At 60.7% G+C, this 15,705-nt stretch carries 15 protein-coding genes; 9 read left to right on the top strand and 6 right to left on the bottom strand.

The features are described from left to right. Nucleotides 1–38 precede the first annotated feature (38 nt). Nucleotides 39–641: a peroxiredoxin gene (locus CF161_RS20815; protein ID WP_020298582.1), complete on the bottom strand. Its 603-nt coding sequence runs from the start codon at nt 639–641 to the stop codon at nt 39–41. A 325-nt stretch (nt 642–966) separates the two neighbouring features. Between CF161_RS20815 and CF161_RS20810 the strand changes: the two genes are divergently transcribed. Both CF161_RS20810 and bfr read left to right on the top strand, forming a co-directional pair. Beyond that, nucleotides 967–1,185, top strand: coding sequence for a bacterioferritin-associated ferredoxin (locus CF161_RS20810; protein ID WP_020298581.1), 219 nt, complete (start codon nt 967–969; stop codon nt 1,183–1,185). A 200-nt stretch (nt 1,186–1,385) separates the two neighbouring features. Continuing rightward, nucleotides 1,386–1,856: a bacterioferritin gene (bfr, locus tag CF161_RS20805; protein WP_020298580.1), complete on the top strand. Its 471-nt coding sequence runs from the start codon at nt 1,386–1,388 to the stop codon at nt 1,854–1,856. Between the two features lie 228 nt (nt 1,857–2,084). On the opposite strand, the gene grxD is transcribed toward bfr, so the two are convergent. The 3 genes from grxD to CF161_RS20790 all read right to left on the bottom strand — a co-directional run bounded on the left by grxD (nt 2,085) and on the right by CF161_RS20790 (nt 5,054). Next, nucleotides 2,085–2,426 carry a Grx4 family monothiol glutaredoxin gene (gene grxD / locus CF161_RS20800; RefSeq protein ID WP_020298579.1) on the bottom strand — a complete coding sequence of 114 codons (342 nt, stop codon included), beginning with the start codon at nt 2,424–2,426 and terminating at the stop codon, nt 2,085–2,087. Between the two features lie 96 nt (nt 2,427–2,522). Then, entirely contained in the window at nt 2,523–4,631 is a 2,109-nt protein-coding gene (locus tag CF161_RS20795; protein WP_020298578.1) for a molybdopterin oxidoreductase family protein, read from the bottom strand. Between the two features lie 132 nt (nt 4,632–4,763). Then, nucleotides 4,764–5,054, bottom strand: coding sequence for a hypothetical protein (locus CF161_RS20790; protein WP_020298577.1), 291 nt, complete (start codon nt 5,052–5,054; stop codon nt 4,764–4,766). Between the two features lie 415 nt (nt 5,055–5,469). On the opposite strand from CF161_RS20790, the gene argF reads away from it, so the two are divergent. Both argF and CF161_RS20780 read left to right on the top strand, forming a co-directional pair. Next, a complete protein-coding gene (gene argF, locus CF161_RS20785; RefSeq protein ID WP_020298576.1) occupies nt 5,470–6,390 on the top strand; it encodes an ornithine carbamoyltransferase in 921 nt (306 codons plus the stop codon). Beyond that, on the top strand, nt 6,387–7,496 hold the full coding sequence (locus CF161_RS20780) for an ABC transporter ATP-binding protein (protein ID WP_020298575.1): 1,110 nt from the start codon (nt 6,387–6,389) through the stop codon (nt 7,494–7,496). The genes argF and CF161_RS20780 overlap by 4 nt, the downstream gene beginning before the upstream one ends. A 60-nt stretch (nt 7,497–7,556) precedes the next feature. Here the strand turns inward: CF161_RS20780 and CF161_RS20775 are convergent, their stop codons facing one another. Together CF161_RS20775 and ybaK are read right to left on the bottom strand one after the other, a co-directional pair. Beyond that, nucleotides 7,557–8,345, bottom strand: coding sequence for a PhzF family phenazine biosynthesis protein (locus tag CF161_RS20775; protein WP_020298574.1), 789 nt, complete (start codon nt 8,343–8,345; stop codon nt 7,557–7,559). A gap of 124 nt (nt 8,346–8,469) precedes the next feature. Further along, a complete protein-coding gene (gene ybaK, locus CF161_RS20770; RefSeq protein WP_020298573.1) occupies nt 8,470–8,940 on the bottom strand; it encodes a Cys-tRNA(Pro) deacylase in 471 nt (156 codons plus the stop codon). Between the two features lie 383 nt (nt 8,941–9,323). Between ybaK and CF161_RS20765 the strand changes: the two genes are divergently transcribed. The 5 genes from CF161_RS20765 to CF161_RS20745 all read left to right on the top strand — a co-directional run bounded on the left by CF161_RS20765 (nt 9,324) and on the right by CF161_RS20745 (nt 15,639). Then, the gene (locus CF161_RS20765) at nt 9,324–10,175 is read left to right on the top strand and encodes an MIP/aquaporin family protein (RefSeq protein WP_020298572.1); all 852 of its coding nucleotides are present in this window, start codon (nt 9,324–9,326) and stop codon (nt 10,173–10,175) included. A gap of 76 nt (nt 10,176–10,251) precedes the next feature. Beyond that, the gene (glpK, locus tag CF161_RS20760; RefSeq protein WP_020298571.1) at nt 10,252–11,763 is read left to right on the top strand and encodes a glycerol kinase GlpK; all 1,512 of its coding nucleotides are present in this window, start codon (nt 10,252–10,254) and stop codon (nt 11,761–11,763) included. An 89-nt stretch (nt 11,764–11,852) separates the two neighbouring features. Beyond that, nucleotides 11,853–12,608 (top strand): DeoR family transcriptional regulator, encoded by a 756-nt coding sequence (locus tag CF161_RS20755; RefSeq protein ID WP_020298570.1) that lies wholly within the window; start codon nt 11,853–11,855, stop codon nt 12,606–12,608. Between the two features lie 243 nt (nt 12,609–12,851). After that, complete coding sequence (gene glpD / locus CF161_RS20750) at nt 12,852–14,390, top strand: glycerol-3-phosphate dehydrogenase (protein ID WP_020298569.1); 1,539 nt, start codon at nt 12,852–12,854, stop codon at nt 14,388–14,390. 334 nt (nt 14,391–14,724) lie between these two features. Beyond that, nucleotides 14,725–15,639 (top strand): glutamate/aspartate ABC transporter substrate-binding protein, encoded by a 915-nt coding sequence (locus CF161_RS20745; RefSeq protein WP_020298568.1) that lies wholly within the window; start codon nt 14,725–14,727, stop codon nt 15,637–15,639. Nucleotides 15,640–15,705: the final 66 nt, after the last annotated feature.

The following is a 15,705-nucleotide window of genomic DNA, read 5'->3' as shown; positions in this document are numbered from 1 at the left end:
CGGCCCTGAGGCCGGTTTTTTTATGCGTGACGCGCGGCTTACAGCTTGCCGGCGTTCTCGCTCAGGTAAGCAGCAACGCCTTCTGGCGAAGCGGTCATGCCTTTGTCGCCTTTTTTCCAGTTGGCTGGGCAAACTTCGCCGTGCTCTTCGTGGAATTGCAGAGCGTCGACCAGACGGATCAGCTCTTCCATGTTACGGCCCAGTGGCAGGTCGTTGATGATCTGCGAACGGACAACGCCCTTGTCGTCGATCAGGAATGCGCCACGGAAAGCCACGCCGCCTTCGGACTCAACGTCGTAGGCCTTGGCGATGTCGTGCTTCATGTCAGCAGCCATGATGTACTGAACCTGACCGATGCCGCCGGCATTGATCGGGGTGTTGCGCCAGGCGTTGTGGGTGAAGTGCGAGTCGATCGAAACCGCGATCACTTCTACGTTACGTGCCTTGAAGTCTGCCATGCGGTGGTCCAGAGCGATCAGCTCGGACGGGCAAACGAAGGTGAAGTCCAGCGGGTAGAAAAACACCAGGCCGTATTTGCCTTTGATGGCCGAGGACAGGGTGAAGCTGTCGACGATTTCGCCATTGCCGAGAACAGCGGGAACGGTGAAGTCAGGGGCTTGTTTGCCTACGAGTACGCTCATTGGATATCTCCTGGTGTGGTCGAATGAAGAGCAAGATCATCCCAGTCTGCCGCGGCTATACGACAACCCGGTGACGCGATCTTGCTGCGCAAGGACCGACCATCATACACCGCGGGTTTGAGCTGTCCTTAATCGTTTTTAGATCGGCTGCTGTGGCTGCCTGCAAAACCGCCAGTTTCGATACCCGCCACGCGGGACTGAAATAAGCCCGTTCGTCAGACTTATCCGATTCACTGGAAAAGCCCGCCAAACCACTTTGACAATCATTCTCGTTAACATTAAGATCCATCGCAATTGGGCCATAACCAGCGACGGTTCTCACCTTATGTATGTCTGCCTCTGCACTGGCGTCACCGACGGACAAATCCGCGATGCGATCTTTGAAGGTTGCTGCAGCTACCGCGAAGTACGCCAAGCCACCGGCGTCGCCAGCCAATGCGGCAAATGTGCGTGCCTGGCCAAGCAGGTCGTACGGGAAACCCTGACCAAAGTGCAAAGCAGCCAGGCAGCGATTCCTTATCCCGTAGAATTTAATGTCGCGTAAATAACCGTTTTTCAAGGAACCGGACTTAGTGTCCGGTTTTTTTATGCCTAGAATTCAATCGCTTAGCGCCATAACGCGGAACACAAACATTCTTATTCCGATTAATTTTCATATATTATTCAATAACTTAGGTTTGACACTCCTGATTGCGCAGCTCAGACTCCGCCTTATACACAGCTGATACAGGGCAGGACCCCACCATGAAAGGCGACATTACAGTCATCCAGCATCTCAACAAGATCCTTGCCAATGAACTGGTCGCGATCAATCAGTACTTCCTGCATGCACGCATGTATGAAGACTGGGGCCTGAACAAGCTGGGCAAACACGAGTACCACGAGTCCATCGACGAGATGAAGCATGCGGACAAGCTGATCAAGCGCATCCTCTTTCTCGAAGGCCTGCCGAACGTCCAGGACCTGGGCAAGCTGCACATCGGTGAACACACCAAGGAAATGCTTGAGTGCGACCTGCGTATCGAGCGCACCGGCCACGCCGACCTCAAGGCAGCCATCGCCCATTGCGAAGTAACCGGCGACTTCGGTAGCCGTGAACTGCTGGAAGATATCCTTGAGTCCGAAGAAGAACACATCGACTGGCTGGAAACCCAACTGGGCCTGATCGATAAAGTGGGTATCGAGAACTATCTGCAATCGCAGATGGGCGAATAACCTTCGCAGCGCTCGCCCCTATTAAAAAGCCCCGCCCTCTTAATCGAGGCGCGGGGCTTTTTATTGCGCGGCTTATTTAGATAAGCCGGTAGTTGCGATTGATAACGATATGCGACCCATCAATTACTTCGCACTGATCAATCGCCGCAAAAACAAAAGCCCCGCATGGCGGGGCTTTTATCCGATGACCTCACAGCTTGCAGCAGCGTAGAAGCTACTGCACCTGCATCAGGCTTCGGTCTTGTTCGCAGCGGCTTTTTCGGCAGCTTCCTTGACCAGGGTCTGCAGCTCACCGTTGGCGAACATCTCAGCCATGATGTCGCTGCCGCCGACCAGCTCACCACCCACCCACAGTTGCGGGAAAGTTGGCCAGTTGGCGTATTTCGGCAGGTTGGCGCGGATTTCCGGGTTCTGCAGGATGTCCACGTAAGCGAACTTCTCACCACAGCCCATTACGGCCTGAGCGGCTTTCGCGGAGAAGCCACACTGCGGGGCATTCGGCGAGCCTTTCATGTAAAGCAGAATGGTGTTGTTGGCAATCTGCTCTTTAATAGTTTCGATGATATCCATGGAACACCTCGGCTGAACTTTCCGACTCTGTTGTCGGCACGGTGGCGCATTGTAACGGAAAGCCGAGCGCCATGCTCGGTCTCCCCGACAGACACCTCAAGCAGCCTGCACCTTGACCGGCACGCCGTTGAGCGCCGCATTCCCCGACAATTCGTCGAGTTGCCGCTCATCGGTCAGGTCATTGGCGCTGGAGCCCGGCTGCTCGCTGGCGATGCTCATGTGCACGCCAGGCCGCGCATGCCCCCAGCCGTGAGGCAGGCTGACCACCCCCGGCATCATCTCGCTGCTGGCCAGCACTTCAACTTCAATCATCCCGACCCGCGAGCTGACCCGTACTCGCTGCCCGTCGCTGAGACCACGACTGGCCAGGTCATCGGGGTGCATCAGCAACTGATGGCGCGGCTTGCCCTTCACCAGCCGATGATAGTTGTGCATCCACGAGTTATTGCTGCGTACGTGGCGCCGCCCGATCATCAGCAATTCATCGACCGCCGGCGCCTGCAACGCGGCAAAGCGCTCCAGATCAGCCAGAATCGCCGCCGGGGCGGCCTGCACCCGCCGGTTCTCGGTCTTCAGGCGCTGCGCCAGGTTCGGCTTGAGCGCCCCCAGGTCGATGCCATGGGGGTGATGGGCCAGGGTCGCCAGGGAAAGCCGGTACGTCGACTCATCACCGTAGCGACCGCCTCGCAGCCCCCGATCGATCATCTGCGCCGGCGCCACGGTAGGCTTGAGCGGCTGGCCGCTATGGGCGGCAAAGGCCTGGGCCAGGCCGACGAAGATCTCCCAGTCATGCAGCGCGCCCTCGGGCTTGGGCAAAATGGCCTGGTTGAAACGGCTGACATTGCGCACCGCGAACATATTGAAGGTGGTGTCGTAGTGATCGTTCTCCAGGGCCGATGTGGAGGGCAGGATCAAGTCTGCGTAGCGCGTGGTTTCATTGATGTACAAATCGATGCTGAGCATGAACTCCAGGCCGTCCAGCGCCTGCTCCAGTTGCCGGCCATTGGGTGTGGACAGCACCGGATTGCCGGCAATGGTGATCAGCGCCCGGACCTGGCCCTCGCCTTCGGTCAGCATCTCCTCGGCCAGTGCCGATACCGGGAACTCGCCACCGTATTCAGGCCGTCCGGACACCCGGCTTTGCCAGACATTGAAGTGCCCGCCCGAGGTCGATGCCACCAGGTCCACCGCCGGCTCCGTGCACAGCGCACCGCCAACCCGATCGAGGTTACCGGTGACCAGGTTGATCAATTGCACCAGCCAATGGCACAAGGTGCCGAAGGCCTGGGTCGAGACCCCCATGCGCCCGTAACACACAGCGGTGTCCGCGGCCGCGAAATCCCGCGCCAACTGGCGGATCTGCACGGCTGGCACGGCGCACAGCGGGCTCATGGCCTCGGCGCTGAAGCCGGCGATGGACTCGCGCACCTGGTCCAGGCCGTCCACCGGCAAATGGCTGGGGCGAGTCAGACCCTCATCGAACAGGGTATGCAACATCCCGAACAGCAGCGCGGCGTCGCCTCCCGGACGCACGAACAGGTGCTGATCGGCGATGGCGGCAGTTTCGCTGCGCCGCGGATCGACCACCACCACTTTGCCGCCTCGGGCCTGGATCGCCTTCAGGCGCTTCTCCACATCCGGCACGGTCATGATGCTGCCGTTGGAGGCCAGCGGGTTGCCGCCCAGGATCAACATGAAGTCGGTGTGGTCGATGTCCGGAATCGGCAGCAACAGGCCGTGGCCATACATCAGGTAACTGCTCAGGTGATGGGGCAGTTGGTCGACCGAGGTCGCGGAAAAACGGTTACGGGTTTTCAGCAGGCCGAGAAAGTAGTTGCTGTGGGTCATCAACCCATAGTTGTGCACGCTGGGGTTGCCCTGATAGGTGGCGACCGCATTGTTGCCGTGGCGCTGCTGGATCGCCGCCAAGCGCTCGGCCACCAGGGCAAACGCCGCGTCCCACGCGATTGGCCGCCACTGGTCACCCACCCGCTGCATGGGCTGGCGCAGGCGATCAGGATCATCCTGGATGTCCTGCAGGGCCACGGCCTTGGGGCAGATATGGCCGCGACTGAAGCTGTCGTCCTTGTCGCCCTTGATCGACGTGATTCTGATCGGGGCGCCTTCGGCCTCGGTGGTTTCGATGGTCAGGCCGCAGATGGCTTCACACAAATGGCAGGCACGGTGATGGAGAGTCTTGGTCATGGCCAGTCTCTATTGTATTCAGGGCAGCCAGCGGGCCGCGGAAACAAAACTATGGCGCTGCGGGGTGCCCAGCGCCAGGGAGAGGTGTCCTGTGAATCGCACGGCATCAGGCCTGCCGATAACCGCCGAGGCTCAGTTGGACGGCAAGCCCGGAGGGCCCTGGGCGGTGATCTGCGCCACGTTGATCAGCGGGTCCGACTCGGCCTGCTGACCGCTGAGCTCAGCCAGCAGGTGCCATTGCTCGTCCAGGCCGGCGCTGATGGTCATCATCCGATCGATCATCTGCCGCGCCGCATTGCGCGTGACATCGTCCTCGCTGCGCAGCAACTCGAACGACAGGGTGGTCATGGACGCCGTCATGTCCGTCAACGCGCGCGCCGTCAGCCCCAACAGCGCCATCAGTTGTTGTTCCTTTGTCTGCATTGCCAACACTTCCCTGTCGCTGTTGCGCAGTTATAACTCCAGCACTTTGCATTAGGAAATATTTCAGAGTGCATGCCCCGTGAATGCTGCCGGAAAACCCGGCGCCCGACAGGTCAGAAAACGACCGGGATCACGCCGCGCCCGCCCTGCTTGATTGCCAAGCGGCGTGGGGGCAGTGTACAAATGGCCGGCTGCTGTCAGGAAACAGGCTTCAAAAGCGCTACCGCACTCGCACCGTAGCCTCTCTGAAATCCCCTAAACGCCGTAGCACTATTGGTAAGACGCGACATTTAATTATAAGATCGCGCCTTCCCCTATTTCGTCGCCCCGTGCGGCTTTCGCCGCAGGTCTCGCCCGTTTTTCAAATAAACAAGGCTTTGAGTATCTGCGGTCTGTTGCAAAAAGGTAGTTAATGATGAGCGCAAGGCACTTTCTCTCCCTGATGGATTGCACGCCCGAAGAGCTGGTCAGCGTGATTCGTCGAGGCATCGAGCTGAAGGACCTGCGTAACCGCGGCGTACTGTTCGAGCCATTGAAAAACCGCGTGCTCGGAATGATTTTCGAGAAGTCGTCGACCCGTACCCGTCTTTCATTCGAAGCCGGCATGATCCAGCTCGGCGGCCAGGCCATCTTCCTGTCCCCGCGCGACACCCAACTGGGTCGCGGCGAGCCCATCAGCGATTGCGCGATCGTCATGTCGCGCATGCTCGATGCGGTGATGATCCGTACATTCGCCCACAGCACCCTGACCGAGTTCGCGGCCAACTCCCGCGTGCCGGTGATCAACGGCCTGTCCGATGACCTGCATCCCTGCCAGTTGCTGGCCGACATGCAGACCTTCCTCGAACATCGCGGCTCGATCCAGGGCAAGACCGTGGCCTGGATCGGCGACGGCAACAACATGTGCAACAGCTATATAGAAGCGGCCATCCAGTTCGACTTCCAGTTGCGCATCGCCTGCCCTGAAGGCTACGAGCCCAACCCGCACTTCCTGGCCCAGGCCGGCGATCGCGTGACCATCGTCCGCGATCCGAAAGATGCCGTGCGCGGCGCCCACCTGGTGAGCACCGACGTCTGGACCTCCATGGGCCAGGAAGAAGAAACCGCCAAGCGCCTGAAGCTGTTCGCCCCGTTCCAGGTCAACCGCGCCCTGCTCGACCTGGCGGCCGAGGACGTGCTGTTCATGCATTGCCTGCCGGCGCACCGTGGTGAAGAAATCAGCCTCGACCTGCTGGACGATGCCCGTTCGGTGGCTTGGGACCAGGCCGAAAACCGCCTGCACGCACAAAAGGCCCTGCTCGAGTTTCTGGTCGAGCCGGCGTACCACCACGCATGAGCCAGCCATTACTGCTCAACCTGCGCAATCTCGCCTGCGGCTACCAGGACCAACGGGTCGTCCAGAACCTCAACCTGCACCTGAACGCCGGTGACATCGGTTGCCTGCTCGGCTCGTCCGGCTGCGGCAAGACCACTACCCTGCGTGCGATTGCCGGGTTCGAACCGGTGCACGAAGGCGAGATCCAACTCGCCGGCGAGACCATTTCCAGCGCCGGCTTCACCCTGGCCCCGGAACGTCGTCGCATCGGCATGGTGTTCCAGGATTACGCCCTGTTCCCGCACTTGTGCGTGGCGGACAACATCGCCTTCGGCATCCGCAAGCACCCGCAGAAAGAGCGCGTGGTCGAGGAGTTGCTGGAGCTGGTCAACCTGAAAAACCTCGGCAAGCGCTTCCCCCACGAGCTGTCTGGCGGCCAACAGCAACGCGTGGCCCTGGCCCGTGCCCTGGCGCCGGAACCGCAATTGCTGCTGCTCGACGAGCCCTTCTCCAACCTCGACGGCGAGCTGCGGCGCAAGCTCAGCCATGAGGTGCGCGACATCCTCAAGGCCCGTGGCACCAGCGCGATTCTGGTGACCCATGACCAGGAAGAAGCGTTCGCTGTCAGCGATCACGTCGGGGTGTTCAAGGAAGGTCGCCTGGAGCAGTGGGATACGCCCTACAACCTCTACCACGAGCCGCTGACGCCGTTTGTCGCGAGCTTTATCGGCCAGGGCTATTTTATTCGCGGGCAGCTCACGACCCCGGAATCGGTGCAGACCGAGCTCGGCGTGCTGCGAGGCAATCGGGCCTATACCTGGCCGGTGGGTGGCGCGGTGGATGTCCTGCTGCGCCCGGACGATATCGTCTACGCCCCGGAGAGCACGCTCAAGGCGCGGATTGTCGGCAAGACCTTCCTTGGCGCATCGACCCTGTATCGCCTGCAGCTGCCCACCGGCAGCCAGTTGGAGTCGATCTTCCCAAGCCACGTCGACCATCAGGTCGGGGCGGATGTGGGCATCCGGGTCGCAGCCGAGCACCTGGTGCTGTTCCAGGCCAACGGCAGCACGGCGGCGCAGATGGCCCAGGTCGAAGCCGGGGTCCGTCGCTACAGCACGGCCCACTGACCGCACACCGCCTTGCCGGTATGCAGGCGTCGCCATTGGGCGGCGCCTGCACCTTCTCCCTCAGCCCAACAGCAATTCGCCGCAGGCCACCAGGGTCGCGTCGCCGCCAATCTTCACCCGCTCCCCTTCCAGCCGACAGAATAACTCCCCACCCCGTTGCGAGCATTGGTAGGCCGTGAGTTCGGTCTTGCCCAGGCGTTCGGCCCAGTACGGGATCAGGCAGCAATGGGTCGATCCGGTCACCGGGTCTTCATTGATACCAATGGCCGGCGCAAAAAAGCGCGACACAAAATCATGCTCACGCCCCGCCGCAGTGACAATCACCCCCGGCCACGGCAGTTTGGCCAGGGCGGCCAGATCCGGCTGACAGTCACGCACGGCCTGCTCCGAATCGAGCACCACCAACAGCTCGTTGGCCGCCAACACCTGCACCGGCTCGCGCCCCAATGCCTGGGTCAAGGCCGCCAGATCGAGCCCGCTGACTTCGCCCGGCTGGCGACGGGGAAAGTCGAGCCACAGTCGCCCACTGTCGCGGGTGACGCTCAGGGGGCCGGAGCGGCTGAGGAAATCAATGCGCTGCGCCGGCTCCTGATAGACCTCGAACAGCACATGGGCACTGGCCAGGGTCGCATGCCCGCACAGCGGGATTTCGGTGAGCGGGGTAAACCAGCGAATGCGCCAACCGGAGTCTTCACGCACCACAAAAGCGGTTTCCGCCAGGTTGTGTTCGGCGGCGATATTTTGCATCAGCGCATCGGCTGGCCAGGCCGCCAGGCGATAGACCATGGCCGGGTTGCCGCTGAAGGGGCGGGCACTGAAGGCGTCGACTTGATGAAACTCGAATTGCATGTGGCTTCTCCATGAACAGGCGACCCGCAGCATGGCGGCCCTCCCCCCGGAGGCGATAGCCACAGAACAGGGGATTTTTCACCATACAGCGCCGGCCTCTGCCCATGGCGTGGCGCCAGTAGCTTCAGGCGCGACCGATATCGGCGAACCTGGCCTGGGTGTGCTCGGCCAGCACCGCCGCTGCCAGCTCGACTTCCAGCCCACGGCGCCCGGCGCTGACAAAGATGCTCGCAAACGGCTGGGCACTGTTGTCGATAAAGGTCCGCAAGCGCTTCTTCTGCCCCAGCGGGCTGATCCCGCCCAGCAGGTAGCCGGTTGCCCGCTGCGCGGCCGCCGGGTCTGCCATTTCGGCTTTCTTGACCCCGGCGGCCTGGGCCAGGGCCTTGAGATCAAGACTTCCGACGACCGGCACCACCGCCACCAGCAATTCCCCCTTTTCACTGCTGGCCAACAGCGTCTTGAACACCTGCGCCGGGTCCAGGCCCAGTTTTTCCGCTGCCTCCAGCCCATAGGAGGCGGCCTTGGGATCATGTTCGTAACTGTGCACCCGATGTTCGGCGCGAACTTTTTTCAGCAAATCCAGTGCGGGGGTCATGGCAGCTCCAAGGGAGGGACAGCGACTAAAAACAAGGGCCTCGAATTCTAGGACATCAATCGGCAAAAGGCTCTACTCCGAGGCCCGCCAACCCGAGTCGAAACGATTTTCCCGGGCCTTGAGCGACAGATTGTCCCAGGGGCCAGAACGCCCTTGTGACGAACATTCACCTGATTGATAACTACAAAATGACTACCGGTTCACTTTCGACCTTTGACAGCAGTGTTTCTTGTCTATATTTTTTCGTTTATGAATATCATGCTGTAGATCGAATGGTGTACCGGCAGTAAGCCGTTATCGGGATGGGGATCCTGATGGCGGTGAAAATCGCGCTTGGCACCCTTAGCCCAGGCGTCAGACAACAACAAAAAACGAGGTTTTCAATGACAACTGCTTTACAACAACCAACGCTCTTCGGCCAATGCACCGCAGAATTCCTCGGCACCGCCCTGCTGATCTTCTTTGGTACGGGTTGCGTCGCCGCGCTCAAGGTGGCGGGTGCCAGCTTCGGCTTGTGGGAAATCAGCATTATCTGGGGGATCGGCGTGAGCATGGCGATCTACCTCACGGCCGGGGTTTCCGGGGCCCACCTCAACCCTGCCGTCAGCATCGCGCTGTGCCTGTTTACCGATTTCGAGAAGCGTAAACTGCCGTTCTATATTCTCGCCCAGGTCGCCGGCGCCTTCTGCGCAGCGCTGCTGGTCTACACGCTTTACAGCAACCTGTTCTTCGATTTCGAACAAAGCCATCAGATGATTCGCGGCTCCCAGGCCAGTCTGGAGCTGGCGTCGGTGTTCTCCACCTACCCGCACCCGGCGCTGTCGACGGCCCAGGCGTTCCTGGTGGAAGTGGTGATCACCGCCATCCTGATGGGAGTGATCATGTCCCTGACCGATGACAACAACGGCCTGCCACGGGGCGCGATGGCGCCCTTGCTGATTGGTTTGCTGATTGCCGTGATCGGCAGCGCCATGGGCCCGCTGACCGGCTTTGCGATGAACCCGGCACGGGACTTCGGCCCGAAACTGATGACCTTCTTCATGGGCTGGGGTGAAGTCTCCTTCACCGGCGGCCGCGATATCCCCTACTTCCTGGTACCGATCTTTGCTCCGATCGTCGGTGCCTGCCTCGGCGCAGCAGCCTATCGCGGGCTGATTGCCCGTCACCTGCCTAGCGCCATTGCTGCTACAAAGGACGCAGAACCGGCCACTGACGGCAAAGTAAGAACTTCTTGAAACAGCGGGCGCGAGATCCTGCCCAAACCGATCTCGCGCCTCACCTCACTTCCTTATTTCGTCCAAGGCAATCGACATGACCGACATTCAGAATAAGAACTACATCATTGCCCTCGATCAGGGTACGACCAGCTCGCGCGCGATCATTTTCGACCGTGACGCCAACGTGGTCTGCACCGCTCAGCGCGAATTCGCCCAGCACTATCCGCAAGCCGGCTGGGTCGAACACGACCCGATGGAAATCTTCGCCACCCAGAGCGCAGTGATGGTCGAGGCCCTGGCCCAGGCCGGCCTGCACCATGACCAGGTTGCCGCCATCGGCATCACCAACCAGCGCGAAACCACCGTGGTCTGGGACAAGAACACCGGCCGACCGATCTATAACGCCATCGTCTGGCAGTGCCGACGCAGCACCGAGATCTGCCAGCAGCTCAAGCGCGACGGCCACGAGCAATACATCAGCGACACCACCGGCCTGGTCACCGACCCGTACTTCTCCGGCACCAAGCTCAAGTGGATCCTCGACAACGTCGAAGGCAGCCGTGAGCGCGCCCGTGACGGCGAACTGCTGTTCGGCACCATCGACAGCTGGCTGATCTGGAAATTTACCGGCGGCAAGACCCACGTCACCGACTACACCAACGCCTCGCGCACCATGCTCTTCAACATCCACACCCTGGAGTGGGATGCCAAGATGCTGGAAGTGCTGGATATCCCGCGGGCCATGCTGCCTGAAGTGAAGTCGTCGTCCGAAATCTACGGCCGCACCAAGAGCGGTATCGCCATTGGCGGTATTGCCGGCGACCAGCAGGCGGCGCTGTTCGGCCAGATGTGCGTCGAGCCGGGCCAGGCAAAAAACACCTACGGCACCGGCTGCTTCCTGCTGATGAACACCGGCGACAAGGCGGTCAAATCCAAGCACGGCATGCTCACCACCATCGCCTGCGGCCCACGGGGTGAAGTGGCCTACGCCCTGGAAGGCGCGGTATTCAACGGCGGTTCCACCGTGCAGTGGCTGCGGGACGAGTTGAAAATCATCAACGACGCCCACGACACCGAATACTTCGCCAACAAGGTCAAGGACAGCAATGGCGTGTACCTGGTCCCGGCCTTCACCGGCCTTGGCGCCCCCTACTGGGACCCCTATGCCCGTGGCGCGCTGTTCGGCCTGACCCGTGGCGTGCGGGTTGACCACATCATTCGCGCTGCCCTGGAATCCATCGCCTACCAGACCCGCGACGTACTCGACGCCATGCAACAGGACTCCGGCGAACGCCTCAAGGCCCTGCGTGTGGACGGCGGCGCGGTGGCCAACAACTTCCTGATGCAGTTCCAGGCCGACATCCTCGGCACCCAGGTCGAGCGCCCGCAAATGCGCGAAACCACGGCACTGGGCGCCGCCTACCTGGCGGGCCTGGCCTGTGGTTTCTGGGGCAGCCTGGAAGAGTTGCGCGGCAAGGCCGTGATCGAGCGCGAGTTCGAACCTGCCCTGGACGAAACCGCCAAGGAAAAACTCTACGCCGGCTGGAAAAAAGCCGTCAGCCGCACCCGCGACTGGGAACCCCACGAAGGCGCCGAGCAGGCCTGAGGCCGGATTCGCGTCCGGTTGTAACTGGTAGGGAGCAGATTCCTGCGGCATCATGGGCAAATTTTGCACGGCAGCCCAAAGGAAGCCCCATGAATCTGCCTCCCCGTCAGCAGCAAATCCTCGAACTGGTCCGCGAACGCGGCTACGTCAGCATCGAGGAAATGGCTCAGCTGTTCGTTGTTACCCCGCAAACCATCCGCCGCGATATCAACCAACTGGCGGAAGTGAACCTGCTGCGTCGCTATCACGGCGGCGCCGCCTACGACTCCAGCGTCGAAAACACCGCCTATGCCATGCGCGCCGACCAGATGCGCGATGAGAAGCAACGCATCGGCGAAGCCATCGCCGCACAAATTCCCGACCACGCCTCGCTGTTCATCAATATCGGTACCACCACCGAGTCCATTGCGCGGGCGCTGCTCAACCACAACCACCTGAAGATCATCACCAACAACCTGCACGTCGCCTCCATGCTCAGCGCCAAGGACGACTTCGACGTGCTGCTGACCGGCGGCACCGTGCGCCGCGACGGCGGCGTGGTGGGCCAGGCCAGCGTCGACTTCATCAATCAGTTCAAGGTCGACTTCGCCCTGGTCGGCATCAGCGGCATCGATGAAGACGGCAGCCTGCTGGACTTCGACTACCAGGAAGTACGGGTCTCCCAGGCGATCATCGCCAACGCCCGGCAAGTGATCCTGGCCGCCGACTCCAGCAAGTTCGGGCGCAACGCCATGATCCGCCTGGGCCCGATCAGCCTGATCGACTGCCTGGTAACCGATCAGCAGCCCGTCCCGGCCCTCGCCCAACTGCTCAGCCAGCACAAGATCCGCCTCGAAGTGGTGTAACCCCTCCCCCAAGCAGCCTGCAGCCGCAGGCTCGGCTTTTTCGCCTGCGCTGAGCAGTCTCCACGACCGCCTCAAAGCGTCGAACAATGTTCGTATATTTTCCTTTGAGCCCGCTTCGATCAGTTTTTTCAATCGAAGGCGACTGGCTGTGGGCAACTTTATGCGCTAGTATTTTCGTAAATGAACATTGATGTTCGAATTCAAATATCAATTCAAATATTAAAAGAAACCCGAGGCCCGCCGATGCCCACTTCTACCTTGCCCACGCCCCCTCTTGCCGAGGTCTACGATGTTGCCGTGATTGGCGGCGGGATCAATGGAGTCGGGATCGCTGCCGATGCCGCCGGTCGCGGCCTGTCCGTGTTCCTTTGCGAAAAGGACGACCTGGCCAGCCACACCTCCTCGGCCAGCAGCAAGTTGATCCACGGCGGCCTGCGCTACCTAGAACATTACGAATTCCGCCTGGTGCGCGAGGCCCTGGCCGAACGCGAAGTGCTGCTGGCCAAGGCGCCGCACATCGTCAAACCGATGCGTTTCGTGCTGCCGCACCGCCCACACCTGCGCCCGGCGTGGATGATTCGTGCCGGCCTGTTCCTGTATGACCACCTGGGCAAGCGGGAAAAACTCGCCGGTTCCAAGAGTCTCAAGTTCGGTGCGGACAGCCCGCTGAAAGCGCAAATTACCAAGGGTTTCGAATACTCCGACTGCTGGGTCGATGACGCGCGCCTGGTGGTGCTCAACGCCATGGCCGCCCGGGAAAAAGGCGCCCACGTCCACACCCAGACCCGTTGCGTCAGCGCCCGGCGCAGCAAGGGCCTGTGGCACCTGCACCTGGAGCGCGCCGACGGCAGCCTGTTCTCGATCCGCGCCAAGGCCCTGGTCAATGCGGCCGGGCCATGGGTCGCCAAGTTCATCAAGGATGACCTGAAGCTGGATTCGCCCTACGGCATCCGCTTGATCCAGGGCAGCCACCTGATCGTGCCCAAGCTCTACGAAGGTGAACATGCGCACATCCTGCAGAACGAAGATCAGCGCATCGTTTTCACCATCCCCTACCTGAATCACTTCACCCTGATCGGCACCACCGACCGTGAATACACCGGCGACCCGGCGAAAGTGACAATCACCGACGGCGAGACCGATTACATCCTCAACGTGGTCAATGCCCACTTCAAGAAACAGCTGAGCCGCGACGATATCGTCCACACCTATTCCGGCGTGCGCCCGCTGTGCAATGACGAGTCCGACAACCCTTCGGCCGTGACCCGCGACTACACCCTGGCCTTGTCCGGCGCGGCTGAAGAGGCGCCGTTGCTGTCGGTGTTCGGCGGCAAGCTGACCACCTACCGCAAACTGGCCGAGTCGGCACTGGCGCAGTTGGCGCCCTACTTCAAGGACATCCGTCCGAGCTGGACAGCCCAGGCGACCCTGCCCGGCGGTGAAGACATGAGCACCCCACAGGCGCTGAGCGAAGCGATCCGTAAGCAGTACGACTGGATCCCAGGGGAAATCGCCCTGCGCTGGGCCACCACTTACGGCAGCCGCACCTGGCGCCTGCTGGAAGGCGTGCAAGGCCTGAACGACATGGGCGAGCACCTGGGTGGCGGGCTCTACACCCGTGAAGTCGACTACCTGTGCCGCGAGGAATGGGCGGTCAACGCCGAAGACATCCTGTGGCGGCGCAGCAAACTGGGGCTGTTCACCACTGCCGCCGAGCAGCAGAAGCTGCGGGGCTATCTGGAACAGGTCGAGCAGAACCGCCGCAAGATCGAAGCGGCCTGATCTCCCCGAGTGCTTCACCCCAACCCCCGGCGCCTCACGGCCCGGGGGTTTTGCGTTAGCGCGCCAGCCTGGCTGCGGATGTTCGGTTTTCCGAACGAGCATCCGGCATGGATTCGGATAACCGGATAATCGCCGCTCCAGAAACCCTGGATAGATATTTAATTCCCTTTTAAATCAGCCTCTTGATCCTTTTATCCTGGCCTGGCACGACTCATGCTCTACACTCTGCGACGAATGCCTGATCGCCAACACATCAGGAGCCGTCAAGGCATTCGCTGTATAAAAGAGCCGTCGAACTGGCTTCATAAAAAAAACAAATGTCGAGGAAATATTGATGCGCATCGTTCCCCATCTGTTGGGCGCAGCTATCGCTGCCGCTCTGATTAGCACTCCAGTTTTCGCTGCCGAACTCACCGGCACACTGAAGAAGATCAAAGAGTCCGGCACCATCACCCTCGGACATCGCGACGCATCCATTCCGTTTTCCTACATCGCGGATGCTTCCGGCGTTCCTGTTGGCTACTCCCACGACATCCAGCTGAAAATCGTCGAAGCCATCAAGAAAGACCTCGACATGCCGGATCTCAAGGTCAAGTACAACCTGGTCACCTCGCAAACCCGTATCCCGCTGGTGCAGAACGGCACCGTGGACGTCGAGTGCGGCTCCACCACCAACAACGTCGAGCGTCAGCAGCAAGTTGACTTCTCGGTAGGCATCTTCGAAATCGGCACCCGTCTGCTGGCCAAGAAAGACTCCACCTACAAAGACTTCCCTGATCTGAAGGGCAAGAACGTGGTGACCACCGCCGGCACCACTTCCGAGCGCATCCTCAAGTCGATGAACGCCGACAAGCAGATGGGCATGAACGTGATCTCCGCCAAGGACCACGGTGAATCCTTCAACATGCTGGAAAGCGGCCGCGCCGTTGCCTTCATGATGGACGACGCACTGCTGGCCGGTGAAATGGCCAAGGCCAAGAAGCCGACCGACTGGGCCGTGACCGGTACCGCGCAGTCCTATGAAATCTACGGCTGCATGGTGCGCAAGGGCGATGCCCCATTCAAGAAAGCGGTCGACGACGCCATCGTGGCGACCTATAAGTCGGGCGAGATCAACAAGATCTACGACAAGTGGTTCCAATCGCCAATCCCGCCAAAAGGCTTGAACCTGATGTTCCCGATGAGCGACGAGCTCAAGGCCCTGATCGCCAACCCGACCGACAAAGCGGCTGACGACAAAAAGTCCTGATTCCTGACTAACCTTACATCCTGAAGGGGCCCCGCCCCTTCAGGAGTCTGTCACTACCTGCTGGCA

Origin of the sequence: Pseudomonas sp. CF161 (assembly GCF_000416215.1) — a bacterium.
Taxonomy (GTDB): domain Bacteria; phylum Pseudomonadota; class Gammaproteobacteria; order Pseudomonadales; family Pseudomonadaceae; genus Aquipseudomonas.
The sequence above is the reverse complement of the archived record's forward strand: the minus strand, read 5'-3'. Positions and strand labels throughout refer to the sequence as shown.